Here is an 18,218-nt window from a genome sequence, read left to right on the forward strand (position 1 = left end):
GGCGACCGCCTCATTCCCGCGCGGCCTGGTGAATGACGCGCTGCGGGAACGGGATCTCGATGTGGTTCTGCTGAAAGGCGTCCAGGATGGCGACGTTGATCGCCGAGCGCACATTGAGCTGTCCGTTCTCCGGATCTTCGATCCAGTAGCCCAACGTGAACTCCAGCCCGTCGGCGCCAAAGGCCGATAGCGCCGCGCTGGGGGCCGGGTTGCGCAGGACGCGCTCCTGGGCCAGGGCCGCGTCGGTCAACAGGCGGCTGACGAGCGCCACATCACTGTCGTACGCTACAGACACCACGGTGGACTGCCAGACCTTGGAATCAGCCAGGGACAGGTTCTCCACCCGGTTGTTGATCAGCATCTCGTTCGGTACGATGGATTCGCGTCCGGTCACTGCCCGGATTACCGTGTAGCGCGCATTGATGTCGGTGATCCTGCCCTCAAAGTTGTCCACCCGCACGTTGTCACCGATGCGCATGCTGCGCTCGGCCAGGATGACAAAGCCGCTGACGTAGTTGGCGGCCAGCTTCTGCAGGCCCAGCCCGATGCCGACGCCGACCGCGCCGCCCAGAACCGACAAGGCGGTCAGGTCGATGCCGACCGCCGACAGCGCCAGCAGCAGGCCCACGAACATGAGCAGGGCACGGATCGCGTTGCTGACGGCCTTGCGCAGCGACAGCTGCCCGCCCGTCGCCGAGCGCAGCAGCCGTGCCTCGATCGCGGACGAGATCCATAAGGTCAGGATCAGCACCGCACCAGCGGTCAGGCCCCCTTCGATGATGTTGCGGATCGAGAGATTGCTGGACCCGACCTTCCAGTGAATCTGGTCGAGCTCGTGCAACACCAGCGGCAGCAGTCCACTGACCCACAGGACCATGGCCAGCCAAGCCACCCAGGAGATCGTGCGCTCCAGCCAGCGCACCCACGGTGTCTGATGGAAGGCCACCTGCAGCACCTTCACACCCGTTCGGATGGCGGCCAGCGAGACCAGCGCGGGCACAGCGATCCGGAACAGCGCCAGCGGAAGCCAGGTGGCGAGCATCAGCTGAACGACATACGCAAGGCTGAGCCAGATGAGCGGAAACAGGACACCATCGATGACGCGACGACCGAACAGGACCGATGGCCCTTGCGGTTCGGCCGCGCGACGCGCCACCCACACGATGGCCCAGGCCAGTGCACCACAGGCAAACAGCACGCCCAGCTCCGTCAACGTCGACGTCTGCATCAGGGCCGCGAACCAGCTGTCCAGATCCTGGGCCCGCGGCAGGTGGGGTTTCAGGTCGGCCATTGCGGCTCCCGCTTGTCGATAAAGGCCTGCACGCCTTCCTGCGCCACCGGATGCACCATGTTGTACGCCATGGTCTGGCTGGCCAGCTGGTAGGCGCCAGCCACACCCATCTCCCGCTGCTGGTGGAACAGCTGCTTGCCCATGGCCAGCGCCTCACGGGGCTTGGACAGGATCGCACCCACCAGACGCTCGACTTCCGCGTCAAGCTGCGACGGTTCGACCACCCGGTTCACCATTCCGCGGACCTTCGCCTCGGCGGCCGTGATGAACTCGCCGGTCACGAGCATCTCCATGGCCAGCTTGGGCGCCATGTTGCGCACCAGCGGCACACTGGGCGTCGCACAGAACAGGCCGGCATCGATGCCGTTGACGCCGAAACGCGCCGTGTCGACAGCCACCGCCAGGTCGCATTGCGCCACCAGCTGGCAGCCAGCCGCGGTCGCGAGGCCCTGAACACGGGCAATCACGGGCACCGGCAATTGCTGGATCGCCAGCATGAAACGGGAACACCGCGCGAACAGAGACTGGAAATAGTCGAGGTCCGTGTGGGCCTTCATCTCCTTGAGGTCATGGCCGGCGCAAAAGGCCTTTCCAATGGCGCCCAACACCACGACTCGGGCCGCGTTGTCAGTGCGAACCTGCTCAAGCGAAGACTCCAGGGCACCCAGCATGGATTCTCCGAGCACATTGAATCGAGCGGGGGTGTTCAGCGTGAGGACATGCACGCCACGCGCATCGCGCCTGTGCAGCAGCGGCGCATCCGCTTCGGGCAGCGCATTCTTTGGTTGGTTCATGGCCGCATTCTGGCTGAATCAGCGGGAGGGTTGAAGCGGCCACCCGGCAGGCTCGCCGCGCTTTCAGAACGAAGGAAATTACAGGCCGGCCAGCACCCGGACATGGGCTTCCGCACTGCGTGCCAGGGCGCCCAGGTTGTAGCCGCCCTCGAGGCAGCTCACGATCCGCCCGCCGGCATGGCGCCGGGCCACGTCCATGATGCGCGACGTGATCCAGACAAAATCCTGCTCCATCAGGCCCATCTGCCCGAGGTCATCGCTGCGGTGGGCGTCGAAGCCGGCGCTGATGAAGATCATCTGCGGCGCATGCGCCTCAAGCCGGTGAATCCACATCATCTCGACGATCTCGCGCACATCCATGCCCCGGGTATGGGCCGGGACCGGCACGTTCACCAGGTTCGGAGCATTCGAGCGGGCACCCCCGACCGGATAGAAGGGATGCTGGTAGAAACTGGCCATCAGGATGCGCTCGTCCCCGGCGACGATGTCTTCGGTGCCGTTGCCGTGGTGGACGTCGAAGTCGATGATGGCCACCCTTTGCAGCCCATGGCGCTCCAGCGCGTACTTGGCCGCAATCGCCACGTTGTTGAAAAAGCAGAAGCCCATCGCCTTGTCACGGCACGCATGATGGCCCGGCGGTCGGACGGCGCAGAAGGCGTTGTCCAGCTCCCCCGCCATGACCGCATCGGTCGCTGCCAGCGCGGCGCCGGCCGCGCGCAATGCGGCATCCCAGGTGTGGACATTGAGGGAGGTGTCGGGGTCGACTTGGGTGTGGGTCGGTCCACCCGCCTCGATCTCTTCGCGCAGCACGTCGCTCAGGCCGCGCAGGGCCGCCACATGCATGCGGCCATGGGCCAGTTCGATGTCCGCAAGCGAAGCCGGATCGGCCTCGCGTCGGTCCAGGGAATCGCGCAGGCCGGTCGCATGGAAGTGGTCGTCAATGGCTTCGAGCCGCTCGGGGCACTCGGGATGGCCCGCCCCCATTTCATGTTTGCGGCAATCGGGGTGCGTGAAATAGCCTGTTTTGTTCACGGGAGGCCCATGTCTTCAGTTTTTCGGATAACGTCCTGCCATGGATGCACGACAGAAAATCATTTCAATTCTCGATCAGCTTAACACGGTGCTGGTGGGCAAATCCGCCCAGGTCCAGGACTGCGTGGCCTGCCTGCTGGCCGGCGGACACCTGTTGATCGAAGACGTCCCGGGGGTGGGCAAGACCACCCTGGCCCACGCGCTGGCGCGCACCTTCGGTCTGCAGTTCTCGCGGGTGCAGTTCACCGCCGACCTGATGCCCAGCGATCTCTCGGGCGTTGCCGTCTTCGAGCGCGGCAAGGAGGCCTTTGTGTTTCACCCGGGGCCGGTCTTCGCGCAGGTGCTTCTGGCCGACGAAATCAACCGCGCCAGTCCCAAGACCCAGAGCGCCCTCCTGGAAGCGATGGAGGAAAAACAGGTCACGGTCGAAGGCGAAACCCGCGCCCTGCCCTCGCCTTTCTTCGTGATCGCCACCCAGAACCCGCACGACCAGCTCGGCACTTACGCGCTGCCGGAGTCCCAGATGGACCGCTTCCTGATGCGGATTTCGCTCGGCTATCCCGACCGGCAGGCTGAGCGCCAGCTCCTGGCGGGGAGCGACCGTCGCGACATGGTCACGCAACTGCAGCCACTGCTTGCGGCCGACGAGCTGCAACAACTGCAGCTGGCGGTCCAGCAGGTCCACGTTGCCGACCCGTTGCTGGACTACGTCCAGGACCTGATCGCGGCCACCCGATCCGGCCACTGGTTCCTGCAGGGCCTGTCGCCGCGCGCCGGCATCGCCCTGGTGCGTGCCGCGCAGGCGCAGGCGCTGATCAGCGGGCGCGACTATGTGGCGCCCGACGACGTGCAGGCCATCCTGCCGCAGACCGCGGCCCACCGTCTGATCCCGGTCGGAGACGCCGGGCGCGGCGCGGTGGAGCAGGTGCGTGCCATGCTCGAGGCCGTGCCCCTGTCATGAGCGGAGCGCCGGGCTGGAGCACGGGGCCATCGAACGGGGGCCCCAGCCTCTTGGGGGCCCGTTCTCCTGCCACCGCCAGGCCAGGGCGCCTGCGCTCGAGGTTCCAGCGCTGGTTCCAGTCGCGCCTGCCGCTGGCCGACACGTTGACGCTGACGCAGCGCAACGTCTACATCCTGCCCAGCCGGCCCGGACTCATGCTCGGCGCCACACTGCTGGTGCTTCTGGTCGCCTCCATCAACTACCAACTGAATCTGGGCTACCTGCTGACCTTCCTGCTGGCGGGCAGCGCCGTGGTCGGCATGCACGTCTGCCACGGCACCCTGCGCGGGTTGCGCCTGCACCTCCTGGCGCCGGAACCCACCTTCGCGACGGCTACGACCACCCTGGAGATCCAGCTCACCAATGAGCGGCGACGTCCGCGGCGCGCCATCGCCCTGAGCGTGCTGGGCACGGGGCACTGGACCTGGGCCGACGTCCCCGCGCAAGGTGAATCCCGTCTGCAGGTGGCTTTCCAGCCGGGACAGCGGGGACGCCACCGCGTGCCGGCGCTGACGGCCGAAACCCGATATCCGCTAGGCACCTTCCGGGTCTGGACGGTCTGGTGCCCGGCGGCCGAGGTCGTGGTCTACCCCTTGCCCGAACTCCGTCCGCCCCCCTTGCCGCCGGGCGAGCCCCGCTCTGGCGGCGCCCATGCCGCCAACGCACAGAGCAGTGGCGAGTTCGACGGGGTGCGCGCCTACCGCCGCGGCGACCCCCGCAAACTCGTCCTCTGGAAAAAGCTGGCCAAGGCCGACGAACTCATCAGCCGCGACACCCAGCAGGCGCAACGCCATGAGCTCTGGCTCGACTACGAGCAGACCGGGTTGCCCGGCAAGGAAGCCCGGCTGTGCCGGCTCTGCGCATGGGTGCTCGCGGCCGACCGACTGGGCGTGGACTTCGGCCTGCGCCTGCCCGCCCTGCAACTCAGACCGTCCAGCGGGCCCGCGCACCGGCTCGCTTGTCTGGAGGCCCTGGCGCTGTGTTGAACCGCCTCACCACGTTGCCCCGGGACACAAGGGACACCCTGTTCCTGCTGGTCGTGATCGCCTGGGTGATGATGCCGCAGGTCAGCCATCTGCCCCTGTGGTGCACGGCCTTGGCTGGCGGCGTGCTGGTCTGGCGCGGCTGGCTTGCCGTCGCGGGCCGCCACCTGCCCAGCCTGGGCTGGCGGCTCGCCTTGCTGGCCCTCACGATGGGCGCCACGCTGTGGACCCACCGCACCTTGCTCGGGCGCGACGCCGGCGTCACCCTGATCGTGGTGCTGCTGGCGCTCAAGACCCTGGAGTTGCGCGCCCGCCGCGACGCCTTTGTGATCTTCTTCCTGGGCTTCTTCACGATGCTCACGAACTTCTTCTTCTCCCAGTCCCTGCTGACCGCTGCGGCCATGCTGATCGCGTTGCTCGGGCTGCTGACCGCACTGGTCAATGCCCATCTGGTCGTCGGCCGCCCGCCGCTGACGACGGCGCTCAAGACCGCCAGTTGGATGGCCCTGCTGGGTGCCCCCATCATGGCGGTGCTGTTTGTGCTGTTTCCCCGTCTGGCGCCGTTATGGGGTATCCCCTCGGACGCCATGAGCGGGCGCAGCGGGCTGTCGGCCACGATGCAGGTTGGCAACATCGCCAGCCTGGCGCTGGACAGCAGCATCGCGATGCGCATCAAGTTCGAGGGCCAGCCGCCGCCGCAATCCGTGCTGTATTTCCGCGGCCCGGTGCTGAGCCGCTTCGACGGCCGCGAATGGCTGCCGCCGACCCCGCGGCCCGGTATTCGCGAAATGCCTGCGAACTTGAACGTCCTGGGACCGCCGTTGAACTACGAAGTCACTCTGGAGCCCAGCAACCGGCCCTGGCTGTTCGTCGTCGACGCCACCGCACAGGCGCCGCGCCTGCCGGGCTTCGAGCTGCGCCAGACGCCGCAATTGCAGTGGCTGACCAGCCGGCCCCTGACCGACATCGTGCGATACGGCGCGTCCAGCCACCCGGACTTCCGCTATGGACCGACCCGCGCCAGCGGTGCGGCGCTGATCACCCTGCGTGACGATGTGGCCCTGCCGGCGGGCTTCAACCCGCGCACGATCGCGCTGGCCGCCGAACTGCGCCGCGACCCCGCGCTGGCCACCGCACCTGCGCCAGTGCTGGTGCAGGCCGTGCTGCAGCGCCTGCGCAGCGGCGGCTACCGCTACACCCTCGACCCTGGGGTCAGCGGCCAGCACAGCGCAGACGAATTCTGGTTCGACCGCCGCGAGGGCTTCTGCGAGCACATTGCCTCGGCCTTCGTGATCCTGATGCGCGCGCTGGACGTGCCCGCGCGCGTGGTCACCGGTTACCAGGGTGGCGAGGTCAACAGCGTTGACGGCTTCTGGACCGTTCGTCAGAGCGATGCGCATGCCTGGGCCGAAGTCTGGGAAGACGGTGCCGGCTGGGTGCGTGTGGACCCCACCGGCGCGGTGTCGCCCGGACGCATCGGTACGTTTCAGCGCCTGCAGGCGCCCCAGGGGGTGATTGCGACGGCGCTGGTCACGCTCAGTCCCGATCTGCTGGCGCGCCTGCGCGAGAGCTGGGAAGCCGTGAACAACAGCTGGAACCAGTGGGTGCTGAACTACACCCAGAGCAAGCAGCTGAACCTGCTGAAGAACCTGGGTTTTGAGTCCCCCAGCTGGGAAGACCTGGCCCGCCTGCTGATGGGCATCTTGGTGCTGGCCAGCCTGGTCGGCGCCGCCTGGACACTGTGGGAACAGTCGCAGCACGACCCCTGGCTGCGCCTGCTGTCGCGAGCCCGGCGCAAGCTGGCCGCCGCCGGCGTGGCGGCTCCCGCGCAGGCGCCGCCCCGGGAACTCGCTCGACTGGCCGGTCAGCACTTCGGATCCGGACCACGGGCGCTGGCGCTTCAGCAGTGGCTGCTGCAACTGGAGCAGCTGCGCTACGCCCCCGTTGCGTCCAAGGCAGCCTCGCGCCAGCAACTGGCTACACTGGGACGCGAATTCAATCACCTGGCCTGGCCTGACCGATGAAGAAACTGTTTGCGACAACTCTTTTTTTGATAGCAGCTATCGGCCTTCCGACGCTGGGGACAGCCAAAAATACCTCAAAAAACAAGGCGGGCGGCAGTTCGCGGCCTGTCGCGGCCCGCATCCCGGTGCAAGGGCCGGCCTATGCCACACGCGAGGACGTCATGCGCTGGGCCGACGACATGGCTTCGCGCCGCGACCTGGACCGCGACTGGGTGCGCCAGGCCATCGGGCAGGCGCATTTCCTGCCTGGTGTTCCGCGGCTGATGCTGCCGCCTCCCACCGGCACCGCCAAGAACTGGCGGGTCTACCGCAGCCGCTTCATCGACCCGATCCGCGTCCGCGCCGGAGTGGCCTTCTGGCAAGCGAACCGCGCCGCGCTGGAGCGCGCGGCCAAGGAGTATCTGGTCCCGGTCGAGATCATCGTCGGCATCATCGGCGTGGAAACCGTGTACGGGCAGCAGATGGGCAGCTACCGCGTGATCGACGCACTGGCCACGCTGGCCTTCGACTTCCCCACCAGCCACCCCCGCGCCGCCGCGCGCCAGGAGTTCTTTCGCGGTGAACTGGAACAATTCCTGTCGCTGAGCCAGCGAACCGGCGCCGACCCGATGACCCCCGTGGGCAGCTACGCAGGCGCCATGGGTATGCCCCAGTTCATGCCGTCCAGTGTGGTCAGGTACGCGGTGGACTTCGACGGCGACGGCCGGATCGACCTCAGCAGCAGCCCGGCCGACGTCATCGGCTCGGTGGCTAGCTACTTCAAGGCGTTCAACTGGCAGCCCGGCATGCCCACGCACTACGCGGTGCGCTTCGACCCGGAGCGCCTCGACAAGGAAGCCCTGCTTGCCCCGGACATCCTGCCTACCTTCAGCGTCGAGACCTTCACCGCCAAAGGGGCTGTGCTCGACGGCGTGGCCCTCAACCACAAGGGGCCGCTCGCGCTGGTGGAATTGCAGAATGGCGATGCGCCGCCCAGCTACGTGGCAGGCACGGAGAACTTCTATGCGATCACCCGCTACAACTGGAGCAGCTACTACGCCATGGCGGTGATCGAGCTTGGCCGCGAGGTGGCGGCCGCAATGCCCGCCGCAAGCACTGTGGCGCGCTGAGCGAGCCGCCCGACCCCGCTCAGCGCGGTGGCAGGTACTTGGCCGGATCCACCGGCTTGCCCTGGCGGCGGATCTCGAAGTGCAGCTTCACCCGGTCAGCGTCGCTGTTGCCCATCTCAGCGATCTTCTGGCCCTTGCGCACCGTCTGGTCTTCCTTCACCAGCAGCGTCTGGTTGTGGGCGTAGGCGGTGAGGTAGGTGTTGTTGTGCTTGAGGATCACGAGATTGCCGTAGCCCCGCAGGCCCGCGCCGGCATAGACCACCCGCCCGTCGGCCGCGGCCACCACCGGGTCGCCGGCCTTGCCGCCAAGGTCCAGCCCCTTGTTCTTGGCTTCGTCGAAGCCGGCAATCACCGCGCCCGTGCCGGGCCAGATGAAGACGATCTCGTCCTCGCCCGCCGTCGCGGTCGCTGGGGCTGTCGATGCGGATGCAGCCGGCGCAGCCGCGGCGGCGCTGGCCGCTGGTGCCGCCTGGCCCGCCGGCGCCACGGATGACGACGCCACCGGCCTGGACACGGCGCCTGTCACAGGGCTCGCAGCAGCCGTGGCTGCCACCGGCGGCACGACCCGCAGCACCTGCCCCACTTCGATCAGGTTCGGGTTCTCCAGGTTGTTCCAGCGCACGATGTCGCGCCAGGCCTGCCCGGTTTCCAGGCCGATGCGCATCACCGTGTCGCCACGCTTCACGGTGTAGTAGCCCGGCTTGCCGGCGTTCTCGGCCCCGGGCAGGGGCTTGGCGTCGGCCGCGCCGGCAGGCTGCGTCGCCGTGGCGGAGCGGTCCTCCACGGGCGCCTTGGTCTGCGGCTTGCTGGAACAGGCGCCCAGCGCCATGGCCAGCGCCAGGCAGACGGCAAGAACCCCGATCCGATTCATTCGACCAGCCATGTCAACTCCCATTAGGCAATGCCAGATTTTAGGGGGACGAAGTGAACCGCCTCCAGCACCGTCTGCTGCAACCCCTGCACCGTCTTGTCCACCACCACCAGCGCCTGCTGGCCTGCCGCCGTCACCATCGGCGCCACCAGCCGCCCGCCCACCGCCAGCTGCTCCAGCCAGGGCTGCGGAAGGGCCTCGCCCCCGGCCGCAGCAATGATGGCCGCATAGGGTGCGCCCTTGGGAAACCCGGCCATGCCGTCGCCGAACAGCAGGTGCACATTGGCCAGACGAAACGGGCGCAGGTTGTCGCGCGCCTTGTCATGCAGGCCGCGCAGCCGTTCGATGCTGTACACCTCCGTGGCCAGGTGGCTCAGCACGGCCGCCTGGTAGCCGCAGCCGGTGCCGATCTCCAGCACCCTGCCCAATTTGCCGGGCTGCCCGTGGCGCAGCAGCTCCATCATGCGCGCCACCACGTTCGGCTTGGAAATCGTCTGGCCCAACCCGATCGGCAGACTGGTGTCTTCATAGGCCTGGTTCACCAGCGCCGGGTCCACAAAGCGGTGGCGCTCCACCGCGTTCATGGCCTGCAGCACCCACTTGTCCGCCACGCCCTGCGCGGCCAGCTTCTGCACCATGCTGGCCCGCACCGCCACCGAATCCATGCCCAGGCCCTGGGGGCCCACCGGGGCGCGCGCCGCCGCGCCTGCGCGTGGCGCCGCCTTCGACCCCGCGCCCGCCGGGCGCGCGGCAGTGGGCTGGCCGTGCGAAAAGTCGATCCGCGCGGGAAAGCTGGGGCGTCGCGTCATTCGGGGGTCCGTAAGGAGGCGCCCAGCTCGGCGGCCGTCTGCGCCCAGTTGCCCAAGTTGTCGTGGTCGGTCAGGTCCACCTTCAATGGGGTCACCACCACATGGCCGTGCTCCGTGGCGTGGAAATCCGTGCCCTCGGCCTCGTCCAGCGCGGGGCCGGCGGCGCCGATCCAGTACATGGTCTCGCCACGCGGATTGACCTGCGTGATCACAGGCTCGGCCGCGTGCCGGCGGCCCAGGCGGCACACCTTGAGCGGCTTGATCTGCTCCAGCGGCAGGTTGGGAATGTTGACGTTCAGCAGCCAGGGCCGGGCGCCGATCATCTGCTGCTGCGCCAGCTGCAACACGATTTCGCGCGCCTTGGCCCCCGCGGCGTCGAGGTGCGTCCAGCCCCGCTCGATCTGCGAGAACGCGATTGCCGGGATGCCGAACAGGTAGCCCTCCATCGCCGCGCCCACGGTGCCGGAGTAGATGGTGTCGTCGCCCATGTTGGCGCCGTTGTTGATGCCAGAGACCACCAGGTCGGGCCGGTAGCCCAGCAGGCCGGTCAACGCGATGTGCACACAATCGGCCGGCGTGCCGTTCACGTAGCGAAAACCGTTGGCGGCCGTCTGCACGTAGAGTGGCGCATGCAGTGTCAGCGCGTTCGATTTGGCGCTGTTGTTCTGCTCCGGCGCCACCACTTCGACCTCGGCCACGGTCCGCAGCGCCTCGTACAGCGCCACGATGCCGGGAGCCTGGTAGCCGTCGTCGTTGGAAATGAGGATTTTCATGGGGGTTCGGGGTTGTGACGGATTGTAGGTGGCGCACCCCCGCGCACGCGGCGCAACCCCTCTGGCGCCGGGGTCGCTGGTGAGACAAGGGCCGGGCGCCCCGGCCCCCTATGATCGCGCTCTTGTTCTGAAGGAGACCTCCCCGTGCATGCCTGGCTTTGTGAAAACCCCGTGGGCGTCGATGCCCTGACCTGGAAAGAACTGCCCACCCCCGCGCCCAAGGCCGGCGAGGTGCTCATCGAGATCAAGGCCGCCAGCCTGAACTTCCCCGATCTGCTGATCGTGCAGAACAAATACCAGATGAAGCCGCCCCTGCCCTTTGTGCCGGGCTCCGAATACGCCGGCGTGGTCGCAGCGGTGGGTGAAGGCGTGACGAACCTGAAGGTGGGCCAGAACGTCGCCTGCCTGTCGGGCACCGGCGGCTTCGGCACCCACACCATCGCCCCGGCCGCGCTGTGCATGCCGCTACCGCCCGGCTTCTCGCACGTGGATGCCGCCGCCTTCATCATGATCTACGCCACCAGCCACCACGCGCTGGTGGACCGGGCCCAGCTCAAGGCTGGCGAAACCGTGCTGGTGCTGGGCGCTGCTGGCGGCGTGGGCACCGCCGCGATCCAGATCGCCAAGGCCATGGGCGCCAAGGTGATTGCCGCCGCCTCCACCGACGAGAAGTGCGCGCTGTGCAAGACCCTGGGCGCCGACGCCACCATCAACTACAGCAAAGAAAACCTGCGCGACGCGCTCAAGGCGCTGACCGACGGCAAGGGACCGGACGTGATCTACGACCCGGTGGGCGGCGACTTTGCCGAGCCCGCCTTCCGCGGCATTGCCTGGCGCGGGCGCTACCTGGTGGTGGGCTTCGCCGCAGGCCCGATCCCCTCGCTGCCGCTGAACCTGGCGCTGCTCAAGGGCGCGTCCATCGTCGGCGTGTTCTGGGGCGACTTCGCCCGCCGCGAACCCAAGGCCAACGCCGCCATGATGGCCGAGCTGGCCCAGTGGTACGCCCAGGGCAAGATCAAACCCGTGATCGACCGCGCCATGCCCATGAGCGAACTCAAGGCCGCCTTTGCCCACATGGGCTCACGCGGCGTGATGGGCAAGCTGGTGATGGTGAACTGAGGGGGGCCCGACGACTGGGCGCGCTTACCGGGCGACCCAGCCCCCACACACCGGGAACACCTGGCCGACAAAACAGTCGGCCGCGCTGCTGCACAGGTAGGCGGCGAACTGGGCGTCTTCGCGCGCGCCGACCAGGCGACCCAGTGGCACCTCGCGGGCCAGCCGTTCCTGGAACCGCGGATTGGCCTGCACCTCGACCGGGAAGTAGGTGGGGTTGTCCACGAAGTTCTGGGCGATGGCATTGAGCTGGACCTTGTGCGGCGCCAGCTCCACGCCTACCGCCTGCGCATAGGCCAGCTGCGCGCCGCGCGCCGCGCTGTAGGTGGAGGCGCGCTTCATGCCGCGCAGGGCCGATGCGCTGCCCATCACCAGGATCTTGCCCGCGCGCCGCTGGATCATGGCGGGTGCAGCAGCCCCGACCAGATGCGGCAGCGGGTCCACCAGCGCGGCAAACACGGCGCGCCATTCGGCCTCACTCACCTCCACCGCCGCCGTCGTGGGTGCCCGGATGGCCAGATTGGCCACCAGCACGTCGATGGGCCCGGCCTCCTCCACCACCCGGCGGGCCGCGCCGGGCTGGCTGAGGTCGGCTGCGCTGGCCACCACCTCCGCTCCCTGCTCGGCAAACACCTCGCACAGCATGGGGCCCATGAACTCGGTGGCCTGGGTGATGAGCACCCGCTTGCCAGTCAAAGCGTTCTGCACGATCCGTCTCCTGAAGAATGGGTTGGCCGGAGTGTGCTCCGGACCGCTTCAGGCAGTCAACGCGGCCTTGGGTCGAGTCCTCCCGGCACGACACCAGGGCGTCTTCATCGTCGGCGTGTTCCAGGGTGACCTGGCCGCGAGACTGAAGCGCACCGGCTGCTGGTAGCGGGCCAATCGCCGCGCTGCAGCCTGCGGGCACCCCCCGAGCACCGATTCAATCGCCCTCTCCCGTCAAGGTCACTTGGCGACGGGCTCGATGATGGGCTTGCCCTTGTCAACCACAAAGACGATGTGCAGACGGACCGGGGTGTCGCCTGCATTCTTCGCCTCATGGATCAATCCTCTCGGGTTATGGAAGGCGTCGCCAACCGTGACGCGCCGGGTTTCGCGTCCCTCGGCAACCAGTTCAAGGGTGCCCTGCAGGACAAACGCATATTCATCGCCATGATGGAAATGGCGTCCGGTGGTGCCGCCCGCGGCGATCTCAACCGCCAGCATGACGGTGTCCTTCGAGGTGTCGTCGCTCAGGCTGGTGCGAAGAAGCGGCTTGGCCGACATTCCACTGGCTTGAGCCCATGCGACCGGGGATGCCAACACGGTCACGAGGACAGCAAGCGTGACGGCGAACACAGCGCCAAGTTTGCGGGAAGTGTGTGTCATGGTTTCACCTTTTCCTTCGAGTGCGATCGAATCAGGGACCGGCCGGAGGCGACCACGAATGATGCTGCACGATGCGCCAGCCATTCGCGGCATCGACGCCGGTCCTCCTTCTGCCGTTCCCAGCTTACCCGGCCGTTTTGACGTCGATTTGAGCCAGATCAACGCCGCGATGATGTTGGAACTGGCCCGGCGGCACCCTCAGCAAATGCCCAAGGCGGTGATCGATCGCGCCATGCCCATGAGCGAACTCAAGGCCGCCTGTGTCCACATGGGCTCACACGGGGTAATGGGCAAGCGGGCGATGGTGAACCCGATTCAATGCCCGTGCGCCAGTCCGCTGACCAGCGTGACCAGCGCGATGCCCGCTCCCAGCCAGGCAATCTGCGCGATGGTCTCCCGCGCGGACAGGCGTTTTTGCAGCTGCGGGATCAGGTCGGCCAGCGCGACGTAGATGAAGCTGCTGCTGGCCACCGCCAGAAAATACGGCAGGCAGTCCTGCAGTCGCTCCACCAGGAAATAGCCCAGCGTGCCGCCCAGAGCGGTCACCGCGCCGGCCAGCGACACCTTGACCAACGCCATGCGCCGGTTGCCGCTGCCGCCGCGCAGCACGACCAGATCGCCCATGTGGTGCGGCACCTCGTGCGCCAGCACCGCCAGGGAGGCGATCACGCCCAGGCGCAGGTCGGCCATGAAGGCCGAGGCGATCAGGATGCCGTCGCCGAAACAATGCACGCTGTCACCGGTGAGTACGGCCCAGCTGCCCGGCTTGTGGGCATGGGCATGGGCATGGGCATGAGCGGGATCGTGGGCCAGGGCGTGCCCGTGGGCATGCGCGTGGCTTTGCGGGTGCTCATGGGCGTGGTGATGCGGCGCTGCGGCCGCCACCTCGTGGTGGTGTTCGTGGCCGTGGTGCCACAACTCGGCCTTGTCCAGCAGGAAAAAGAACACCAGCCCCACCAGCAGAGTGAGGAACAGGTCGTGGGCACCGGCCTGGCTCTCGAACGCCTCGGGCAGCAGGTGCAGGAAGGCGGTGGCCAGCAAGGCGCCCGCGGCCAGACTCAGCATGTGCTGGGTGTAGCGCGCCAATGCGCCAAAGCTCAGGGCCGCGGCAATCCAGACGCTGCCGATGCCGGCGGCCAGGGTGCCGATCCAGATCGCTACCAATAACATAGCTAAATATGACCATTCCACGCTGGGATGTAGCCAATTTTTTCAGATTTTCAGCAAAAAAGGCGGCCCGGGAGGTCGGTCGGGCCGATCGGGGACGCCGCGAGTGCCCGTTGTGGGCGCCCAAGGCGGATTCATCTTAGCAAGCGTGTCAAGCGCTCGCCACGCGGGCGGCGCATCGCGCTATTCCACGAACAGCAGGCCCGGTGCCTCCAGCATGCCGCGCACCGCCTGGATGAAGGCCGCCGCATCCGCGCCATCGACCACGCGATGGTCGAACGAGGACGACAGGTTCATCATCTGGCGCACCACGATAGCGCCGCCCCGCACCACCGGGCGCTCGACCATGCGGTTGACGCCGACGATGGCCACCTCAGGGTGGTTGATGATGGGCGTGTTGGCGATGCCGCCCAGGGCGCCCAGGCTGGTCAGCGTGATCGTCGAGCCGCTGAGTTCCTCGCGGGTGGCCTTGCCGGCGCGCGCCGCCTCGGCCACGCGGGCGATCTCGCTGGCGCAGGCCCAGAGGTCCAGCGCCTCGGCGTGGCGCAGCACCGGAACCATCAGGCCGTTGCCGGTCTGGGTCGCAATGCCCAGGTGCACCGCCCCGTGGCGCGTGACGACGCCCACCTCGTCGTCGAAGCGGGCGTTGATCTGCGGAAACTTCCGCACCGCCAGCACCATGGCGCGCACCAGCAGGGGCAACAGCGTGAGGCGCGCTCGCTGGCCTTCCCAGCGCGCATTGAGCTGCCGGCGCAAGGCTTCCAGTTCGGTGACGTCGATTTCCTCCACGTAGCTGAAATGCGGGATGCGGCGCTTGGCGTCCTGCATCTTGATCGCTATCTTGCGGCGCAGGCCGATCACGGGGATGGTTTCGGTGGTGTTGATTTCTTCAAACCTGTTGACCCGAACCGGCACCGCCACCACCGCCTTCACGGGCGCACCGGACGCCTCGCGTGCGGGCACGGGTGGCGCCAAGCCAGGGTGGGCGCGGGCATGGGCGTCCAGGTCCGCCTGCACGATCCGCCCGGCCGGACCGGTCGCACGCACCCGCTCCAGCGGGATGCCCAGTTCCCAGGCGCGCCGGCGCACGGCGGGTGAAGCGATCGGGCGCTCGAAGGCGTTGCCTTGCGTGACTCGCGCCGCAGCTGCCGCCTCGATGGCCTGCCGCACGCGCTCGCCGGCATCGAGCGGAGGCGGCACCGCAAAGGTCGGACGAACCGGGACGGCGGGCAGTTGGGCCGGTTGGGCTGCGGGGCGAGCGGTTCCAGCGGCCGGTGCGGCACCCGCCTTCAGGTTGCCTTCGCCCTCCACTTCGAGGCGGATCAGCTCGGAACCCACGGCCACGGCCCGCCCGATGCTCCCGCCCAGCGTCAGCACCCGGCCCGCCACGGGCGAGGGAATTTCCACCGTGGCCTTGTCCGTCATCACGTCGGCCAGCACCTGGTCGGCGACCACGGTGTCGCCCTCCTTCACATGCCAGGCGACCAGTTCCACCTCGGCAATGCCTTCGCCGATGTCCGGCGTCTTGATGATGTACGTGCCCATCATGCCTCCATGGCGCGAAGAAAGGCCGCGCCCACGCGGGCGGGGCCGGGGAAATACAGCCACTCCTGGGCGTGCGGATAGGGTGTGTCCCAGCCGGTGACGCGCTCGATCGGCGCCTCCAGATGGTAGAAGCAGTGCTCCTGCACCAGCGACAGCAGCTCCGCGCCAAAGCCGCAGGTGCGCGTGGCCTCGTGCACCACCACGCAGCGCCGGGTCTTTTTGACCGAAGCGACGATCGTGTCCAGGTCCAGCGGCCACAGGGAGCGCAGATCGATGATCTCGGCGTCGATGCCGGTCTCGCGCGCGGCCGCCTCGGCCACGAACACCATGGTGCCGTAGGCCAGCACGGTGAGCTGGCTGCCGGCGCGAAACACCGAGGCCGACTCCAGCGGCACCGTGTAGTAGCCCTCGGGCACTTCACCCAAGGCGTGCTGCGACCAGGGCACGACCGGGCTCTCGTGGTGGCCGTCGAACGGCCCGTTGTACAGGCGCTTGGGCTCCAGGAAGATCACCGGGTCGTCGTTCTCGATAGCCGCGATCAGCAGCCCCTTGGCGTCATAGGGGTTGGACGGCATCACCGTGCGCAGGCCGCAGACCTGGGTGAACAGCGCCTCCGGGCTCTGGCTGTGCGTCTGCCCGCCGTAGATGCCGCCGCCGCAGGGCATGCGGATGGTGATGGGCGCGGTGAACTCGCCGGCCGAGCGGTAGCGCAGCCGCGCCGCCTCTGAGACGATCTGGTCCGACGCCGGGTAGAAATAGTCGGCAAACTGGATCTCCGGCACCGGGCGCAGGCCGTAGGCGCCCATGCCCACCGCAGCGCCCACGATGCCGCCCTCGGAAATCGGCGCATCGAACACCCGCGATTTGCCGTATTTTTTCTGCAGGCCCTCGGTGCAGCGGAACACCCCGCCGAAGTAGCCCACGTCCTGGCCGAAGATCACCACGTTGGGGTCGCGCTCCAGCATCACGTCCATGGCCGAGCGCAGGGCCTGAATCATGCTCATCGGCGTGGTCTTCGCGCCTTCGTTCGCCTGTGTCTTCATGAGCGTGCCTCCAGTTCCGCCAGCTGCCCACGCAGGTGCGCGGGCATGTCCTTGTAGACGTCCTCGAACATTGAGGCCGCGCTGGGAATGTGGCCGTCGAGCAGCGTGCCGTAGGACTCCGCCTCTTTCTGGGCCGCGGCCACCTCGGCCTCCAGCTCCGCCTGAAGCTTTGTGTGCTCTTCCTCGGACCAAAGCTTTTCGCGGATCAGGTGCTGCTTGAGCCGCGCAATCGGGTCGCCCAGCGGGAAATGCGCCCAGTCGTCGGCGGGCCGGTATTTGCTCGGGTCGTCCGAAGTCGAATGCGGCCCGGCGCGGTAGGTCACCCACTCGATCAGCGTCGGCCCGTGGTTGCTGCGCGCGCGCTCGGCAGCCCAGGTGGAGGCCGCATAAACCGCCAGGAAGTCGTTGCCATCCACCCGCAGCGAGGGGATGCCGCAGCCGATGCCGCGCGCCGCAAACGTCGTTCCCTCCCCCCCGGCAATCGCCTGGAAGGTGGAGATGGCCCACTGGTTGTTCACCACATTCAGGATCACCGGCGCGCGGTAGACATGGGCGAAGGTCAGCGCGGTGTGGAAATCGGCCTCGGCGGTGGCGCCGTCGCCGATCCAGGCCGAGGCGATCTTCGTGTCGCCCTTGATCGCCGAGGCCATGGCCCAGCCCACCGCCTGGATGAACTGCGTGGCCAGGTTGCCCGAGATCGAGAAGAAGCCGGCGTCGCGCATCGAATACATCACCGGCAGCTGCCGGCCCTTGAGCGGGTCGTGCGAGTTCGACATCAGCTGGCAGATCAGCCCGACCAGCGGCACCTCACGCGCCATCAGCAGGCTTTGCTGGCGGTAGGTGGGGAAACACATGTCGCCTGCGGCCAGCGCCAGCGCATGGGCGGCGCCGATGGCCTCCTCGCCCAGGCTCTGCATGTAGAAGGACAGTTTCTTCTGCCGCTGCGCGATCAGCATGCGGGCGTCGAACACGCGCGTCTTGAGCATGGCGCGCAGACCCTTGCGCAGCAGAGCTGGCTCCAGCTTCGGCGCCCAAGGGCCGACGGCCTGGCCCTCGTCGTCGAGCACCCGCACCAGGTTAAAGGCCAGGTCGCTGGTCTGCGCCGGCTTGACGTCCAGCGGCGGGCAACGGGCCGCGCCGGCCGGCGCCAGATGCAGGTAGGCGAAATTGGTCTCATGGCCAGGCCGGGCCGAGGGCTCCGGCACGTGCAGGCGCAAGGGTTGATGGGATTTCATGGACAGGTCTCCTCGCAAAGGCAGGCGCAAGCATGGCACTGAACCGCGCCCAGGGCAA

At 67.8% G+C, this 18,218-nt stretch carries 17 protein-coding genes; 5 read left to right on the top strand and 12 right to left on the bottom strand.

Features of this window, described 5'->3' with window-relative positions:
- Window positions 1-10: 10 nt before the first annotated feature.
- The 3 genes from ACMUOY_RS01000 to ACMUOY_RS01010 form a co-directional block, all read right to left on the bottom strand.
- The gene (locus tag ACMUOY_RS01000) at window positions 11-1,291 is read right to left on the bottom strand and encodes a mechanosensitive ion channel family protein (RefSeq protein ID WP_413890150.1); all 1,281 of its coding nucleotides are present in this window, start codon (window positions 1,289-1,291) and stop codon (window positions 11-13) included.
- Window positions 1,279-2,085 (bottom strand): enoyl-CoA hydratase, encoded by an 807-nt coding sequence (locus ACMUOY_RS01005; protein ID WP_413890152.1) that lies wholly within the window; start codon window positions 2,083-2,085, stop codon window positions 1,279-1,281. The genes ACMUOY_RS01000 and ACMUOY_RS01005 overlap by 13 nt, the downstream gene beginning before the upstream one ends.
- Before the next feature lie 78 nt (window positions 2,086-2,163).
- Window positions 2,164-3,117 carry a histone deacetylase family protein gene (locus ACMUOY_RS01010; protein WP_413890154.1) on the bottom strand — a complete coding sequence of 318 codons (954 nt, stop codon included), beginning with the start codon at window positions 3,115-3,117 and terminating at the stop codon, window positions 2,164-2,166.
- Between the two features lie 40 nt (window positions 3,118-3,157).
- Here ACMUOY_RS01010 and ACMUOY_RS01015 point away from each other — a divergent pair, with 40 nt between their 5' ends.
- Genes ACMUOY_RS01015 through mltB form a run of 4 tightly spaced genes read left to right on the top strand, consistent with a single transcriptional unit; the run spans window position 3,158 to window position 8,233 of the window.
- The gene (locus tag ACMUOY_RS01015) at window positions 3,158-4,078 is read left to right on the top strand and encodes an AAA family ATPase (protein ID WP_413890156.1); all 921 of its coding nucleotides are present in this window, start codon (window positions 3,158-3,160) and stop codon (window positions 4,076-4,078) included.
- Window positions 4,075-5,103: a DUF58 domain-containing protein gene (locus ACMUOY_RS01020; protein ID WP_413890158.1), complete on the top strand. Its 1,029-nt coding sequence runs from the start codon at window positions 4,075-4,077 to the stop codon at window positions 5,101-5,103. Before ACMUOY_RS01015 ends, ACMUOY_RS01020 begins: the two co-directional genes overlap by 4 nt.
- Window positions 5,097-7,124, top strand: coding sequence for a transglutaminaseTgpA domain-containing protein (locus ACMUOY_RS01025; protein ID WP_413890160.1), 2,028 nt, complete (start codon window positions 5,097-5,099; stop codon window positions 7,122-7,124). The genes ACMUOY_RS01020 and ACMUOY_RS01025 overlap by 7 nt, the downstream gene beginning before the upstream one ends.
- Window positions 7,121-8,233 (top strand): lytic transglycosylase domain-containing protein, encoded by a 1,113-nt coding sequence (gene mltB, locus ACMUOY_RS01030; RefSeq protein ID WP_413890162.1) that lies wholly within the window; start codon window positions 7,121-7,123, stop codon window positions 8,231-8,233. The genes ACMUOY_RS01025 and mltB overlap by 4 nt, the downstream gene beginning before the upstream one ends.
- A gap of 19 nt (window positions 8,234-8,252) precedes the next feature.
- Here mltB and ACMUOY_RS01035 read toward each other — a convergent pair whose 3' ends face one another.
- The 3 genes from ACMUOY_RS01035 to surE are packed head-to-tail and all read right to left on the bottom strand — an operon-like array spanning window position 8,253 to window position 10,686.
- A complete protein-coding gene (locus ACMUOY_RS01035; RefSeq protein ID WP_413890164.1) occupies window positions 8,253-9,116 on the bottom strand; it encodes a peptidoglycan DD-metalloendopeptidase family protein in 864 nt (287 codons plus the stop codon).
- Between the two features lie 11 nt (window positions 9,117-9,127).
- Window positions 9,128-9,913: a protein-L-isoaspartate(D-aspartate) O-methyltransferase gene (locus ACMUOY_RS01040; RefSeq protein ID WP_413890166.1), complete on the bottom strand. Its 786-nt coding sequence runs from the start codon at window positions 9,911-9,913 to the stop codon at window positions 9,128-9,130.
- Window positions 9,910-10,686 (bottom strand): 5'/3'-nucleotidase SurE, encoded by a 777-nt coding sequence (gene surE, locus ACMUOY_RS01045; protein ID WP_413890168.1) that lies wholly within the window; start codon window positions 10,684-10,686, stop codon window positions 9,910-9,912. Before surE ends, ACMUOY_RS01040 begins: the two co-directional genes overlap by 4 nt.
- Before the next feature lie 144 nt (window positions 10,687-10,830).
- Between surE and ACMUOY_RS01050 the strand changes: the two genes are divergently transcribed.
- A complete protein-coding gene (locus ACMUOY_RS01050) occupies window positions 10,831-11,805 on the top strand; it encodes an NADPH:quinone oxidoreductase family protein (protein ID WP_413890170.1) in 975 nt (324 codons plus the stop codon).
- 24 nt (window positions 11,806-11,829) lie between these two features.
- On the opposite strand, the gene ACMUOY_RS01055 is transcribed toward ACMUOY_RS01050, so the two are convergent.
- The 6 genes from ACMUOY_RS01055 to ACMUOY_RS01080 all read right to left on the bottom strand — a co-directional run bounded on the left by ACMUOY_RS01055 (window position 11,830) and on the right by ACMUOY_RS01080 (window position 18,160).
- Window positions 11,830-12,510, bottom strand: coding sequence for an SDR family oxidoreductase (locus tag ACMUOY_RS01055; protein ID WP_413890172.1), 681 nt, complete (start codon window positions 12,508-12,510; stop codon window positions 11,830-11,832).
- A gap of 237 nt (window positions 12,511-12,747) precedes the next feature.
- The gene (locus ACMUOY_RS01060; RefSeq protein ID WP_413890174.1) at window positions 12,748-13,332 is read right to left on the bottom strand and encodes a cupin domain-containing protein; all 585 of its coding nucleotides are present in this window, start codon (window positions 13,330-13,332) and stop codon (window positions 12,748-12,750) included.
- Window positions 13,333-13,485: 153 nt separating this feature from the next.
- Window positions 13,486-14,340 (bottom strand): ZIP family metal transporter, encoded by an 855-nt coding sequence (locus ACMUOY_RS01065; RefSeq protein ID WP_413890176.1) that lies wholly within the window; start codon window positions 14,338-14,340, stop codon window positions 13,486-13,488.
- A 180-nt stretch (window positions 14,341-14,520) separates the two neighbouring features.
- Window positions 14,521-15,882, bottom strand: a complete 1,362-nt coding sequence (locus ACMUOY_RS01070) for a dihydrolipoamide acetyltransferase family protein (protein ID WP_413890178.1) — start codon at window positions 15,880-15,882, stop codon at window positions 14,521-14,523.
- A complete protein-coding gene (locus tag ACMUOY_RS01075; protein ID WP_413890180.1) occupies window positions 15,882-16,925 on the bottom strand; it encodes an alpha-ketoacid dehydrogenase subunit beta in 1,044 nt (347 codons plus the stop codon). The genes ACMUOY_RS01070 and ACMUOY_RS01075 overlap by 1 nt, the downstream gene beginning before the upstream one ends.
- The gene (locus tag ACMUOY_RS01080; protein ID WP_413890182.1) at window positions 16,922-18,160 is read right to left on the bottom strand and encodes a 3-methyl-2-oxobutanoate dehydrogenase (2-methylpropanoyl-transferring) subunit alpha; all 1,239 of its coding nucleotides are present in this window, start codon (window positions 18,158-18,160) and stop codon (window positions 16,922-16,924) included. The genes ACMUOY_RS01075 and ACMUOY_RS01080 overlap by 4 nt, the downstream gene beginning before the upstream one ends.
- Window positions 18,161-18,218 lie beyond the last annotated feature (58 nt).

This window comes from Candidatus Skiveiella danica (assembly GCF_022705245.1).
Classification (GTDB): domain Bacteria; phylum Pseudomonadota; class Gammaproteobacteria; order Burkholderiales; family Burkholderiaceae_C; genus Skiveiella; species Skiveiella danica.

Coding starts and splice junctions, on each gene's coding strand:
- ACMUOY_RS01000 (WP_413890150.1), bottom strand. CDS start 1,291: ATGGCCGACCTGAAACCCCACCTGCCGCGGGCCCAGGATCTGGACAGC.
- ACMUOY_RS01005 (WP_413890152.1), bottom strand. CDS start 2,085: ATGAACCAACCAAAGAATGCGCTGCCCGAAGCGGATGCGCCGCTGCTG.
- ACMUOY_RS01015 (WP_413890156.1), top strand. CDS start 3,158: ATGGATGCACGACAGAAAATCATTTCAATTCTCGATCAGCTTAACACG.
- ACMUOY_RS01020 (WP_413890158.1), top strand. CDS start 4,075: ATGAGCGGAGCGCCGGGCTGGAGCACGGGGCCATCGAACGGGGGCCCC.
- mltB (WP_413890162.1), top strand. CDS start 7,121: ATGAAGAAACTGTTTGCGACAACTCTTTTTTTGATAGCAGCTATCGGC.
- ACMUOY_RS01035 (WP_413890164.1), bottom strand. CDS start 9,116: ATGGCTGGTCGAATGAATCGGATCGGGGTTCTTGCCGTCTGCCTGGCG.
- ACMUOY_RS01040 (WP_413890166.1), bottom strand. CDS start 9,913: ATGACGCGACGCCCCAGCTTTCCCGCGCGGATCGACTTTTCGCACGGC.
- surE (WP_413890168.1), bottom strand. CDS start 10,686: ATGAAAATCCTCATTTCCAACGACGACGGCTACCAGGCTCCCGGCATC.
- ACMUOY_RS01065 (WP_413890176.1), bottom strand. CDS start 14,340: ATGTTATTGGTAGCGATCTGGATCGGCACCCTGGCCGCCGGCATCGGC.
- ACMUOY_RS01070 (WP_413890178.1), bottom strand. CDS start 15,882: ATGGGCACGTACATCATCAAGACGCCGGACATCGGCGAAGGCATTGCC.
- ACMUOY_RS01075 (WP_413890180.1), bottom strand. CDS start 16,925: ATGAAGACACAGGCGAACGAAGGCGCGAAGACCACGCCGATGAGCATG.
- ACMUOY_RS01080 (WP_413890182.1), bottom strand. CDS start 18,160: ATGAAATCCCATCAACCCTTGCGCCTGCACGTGCCGGAGCCCTCGGCC.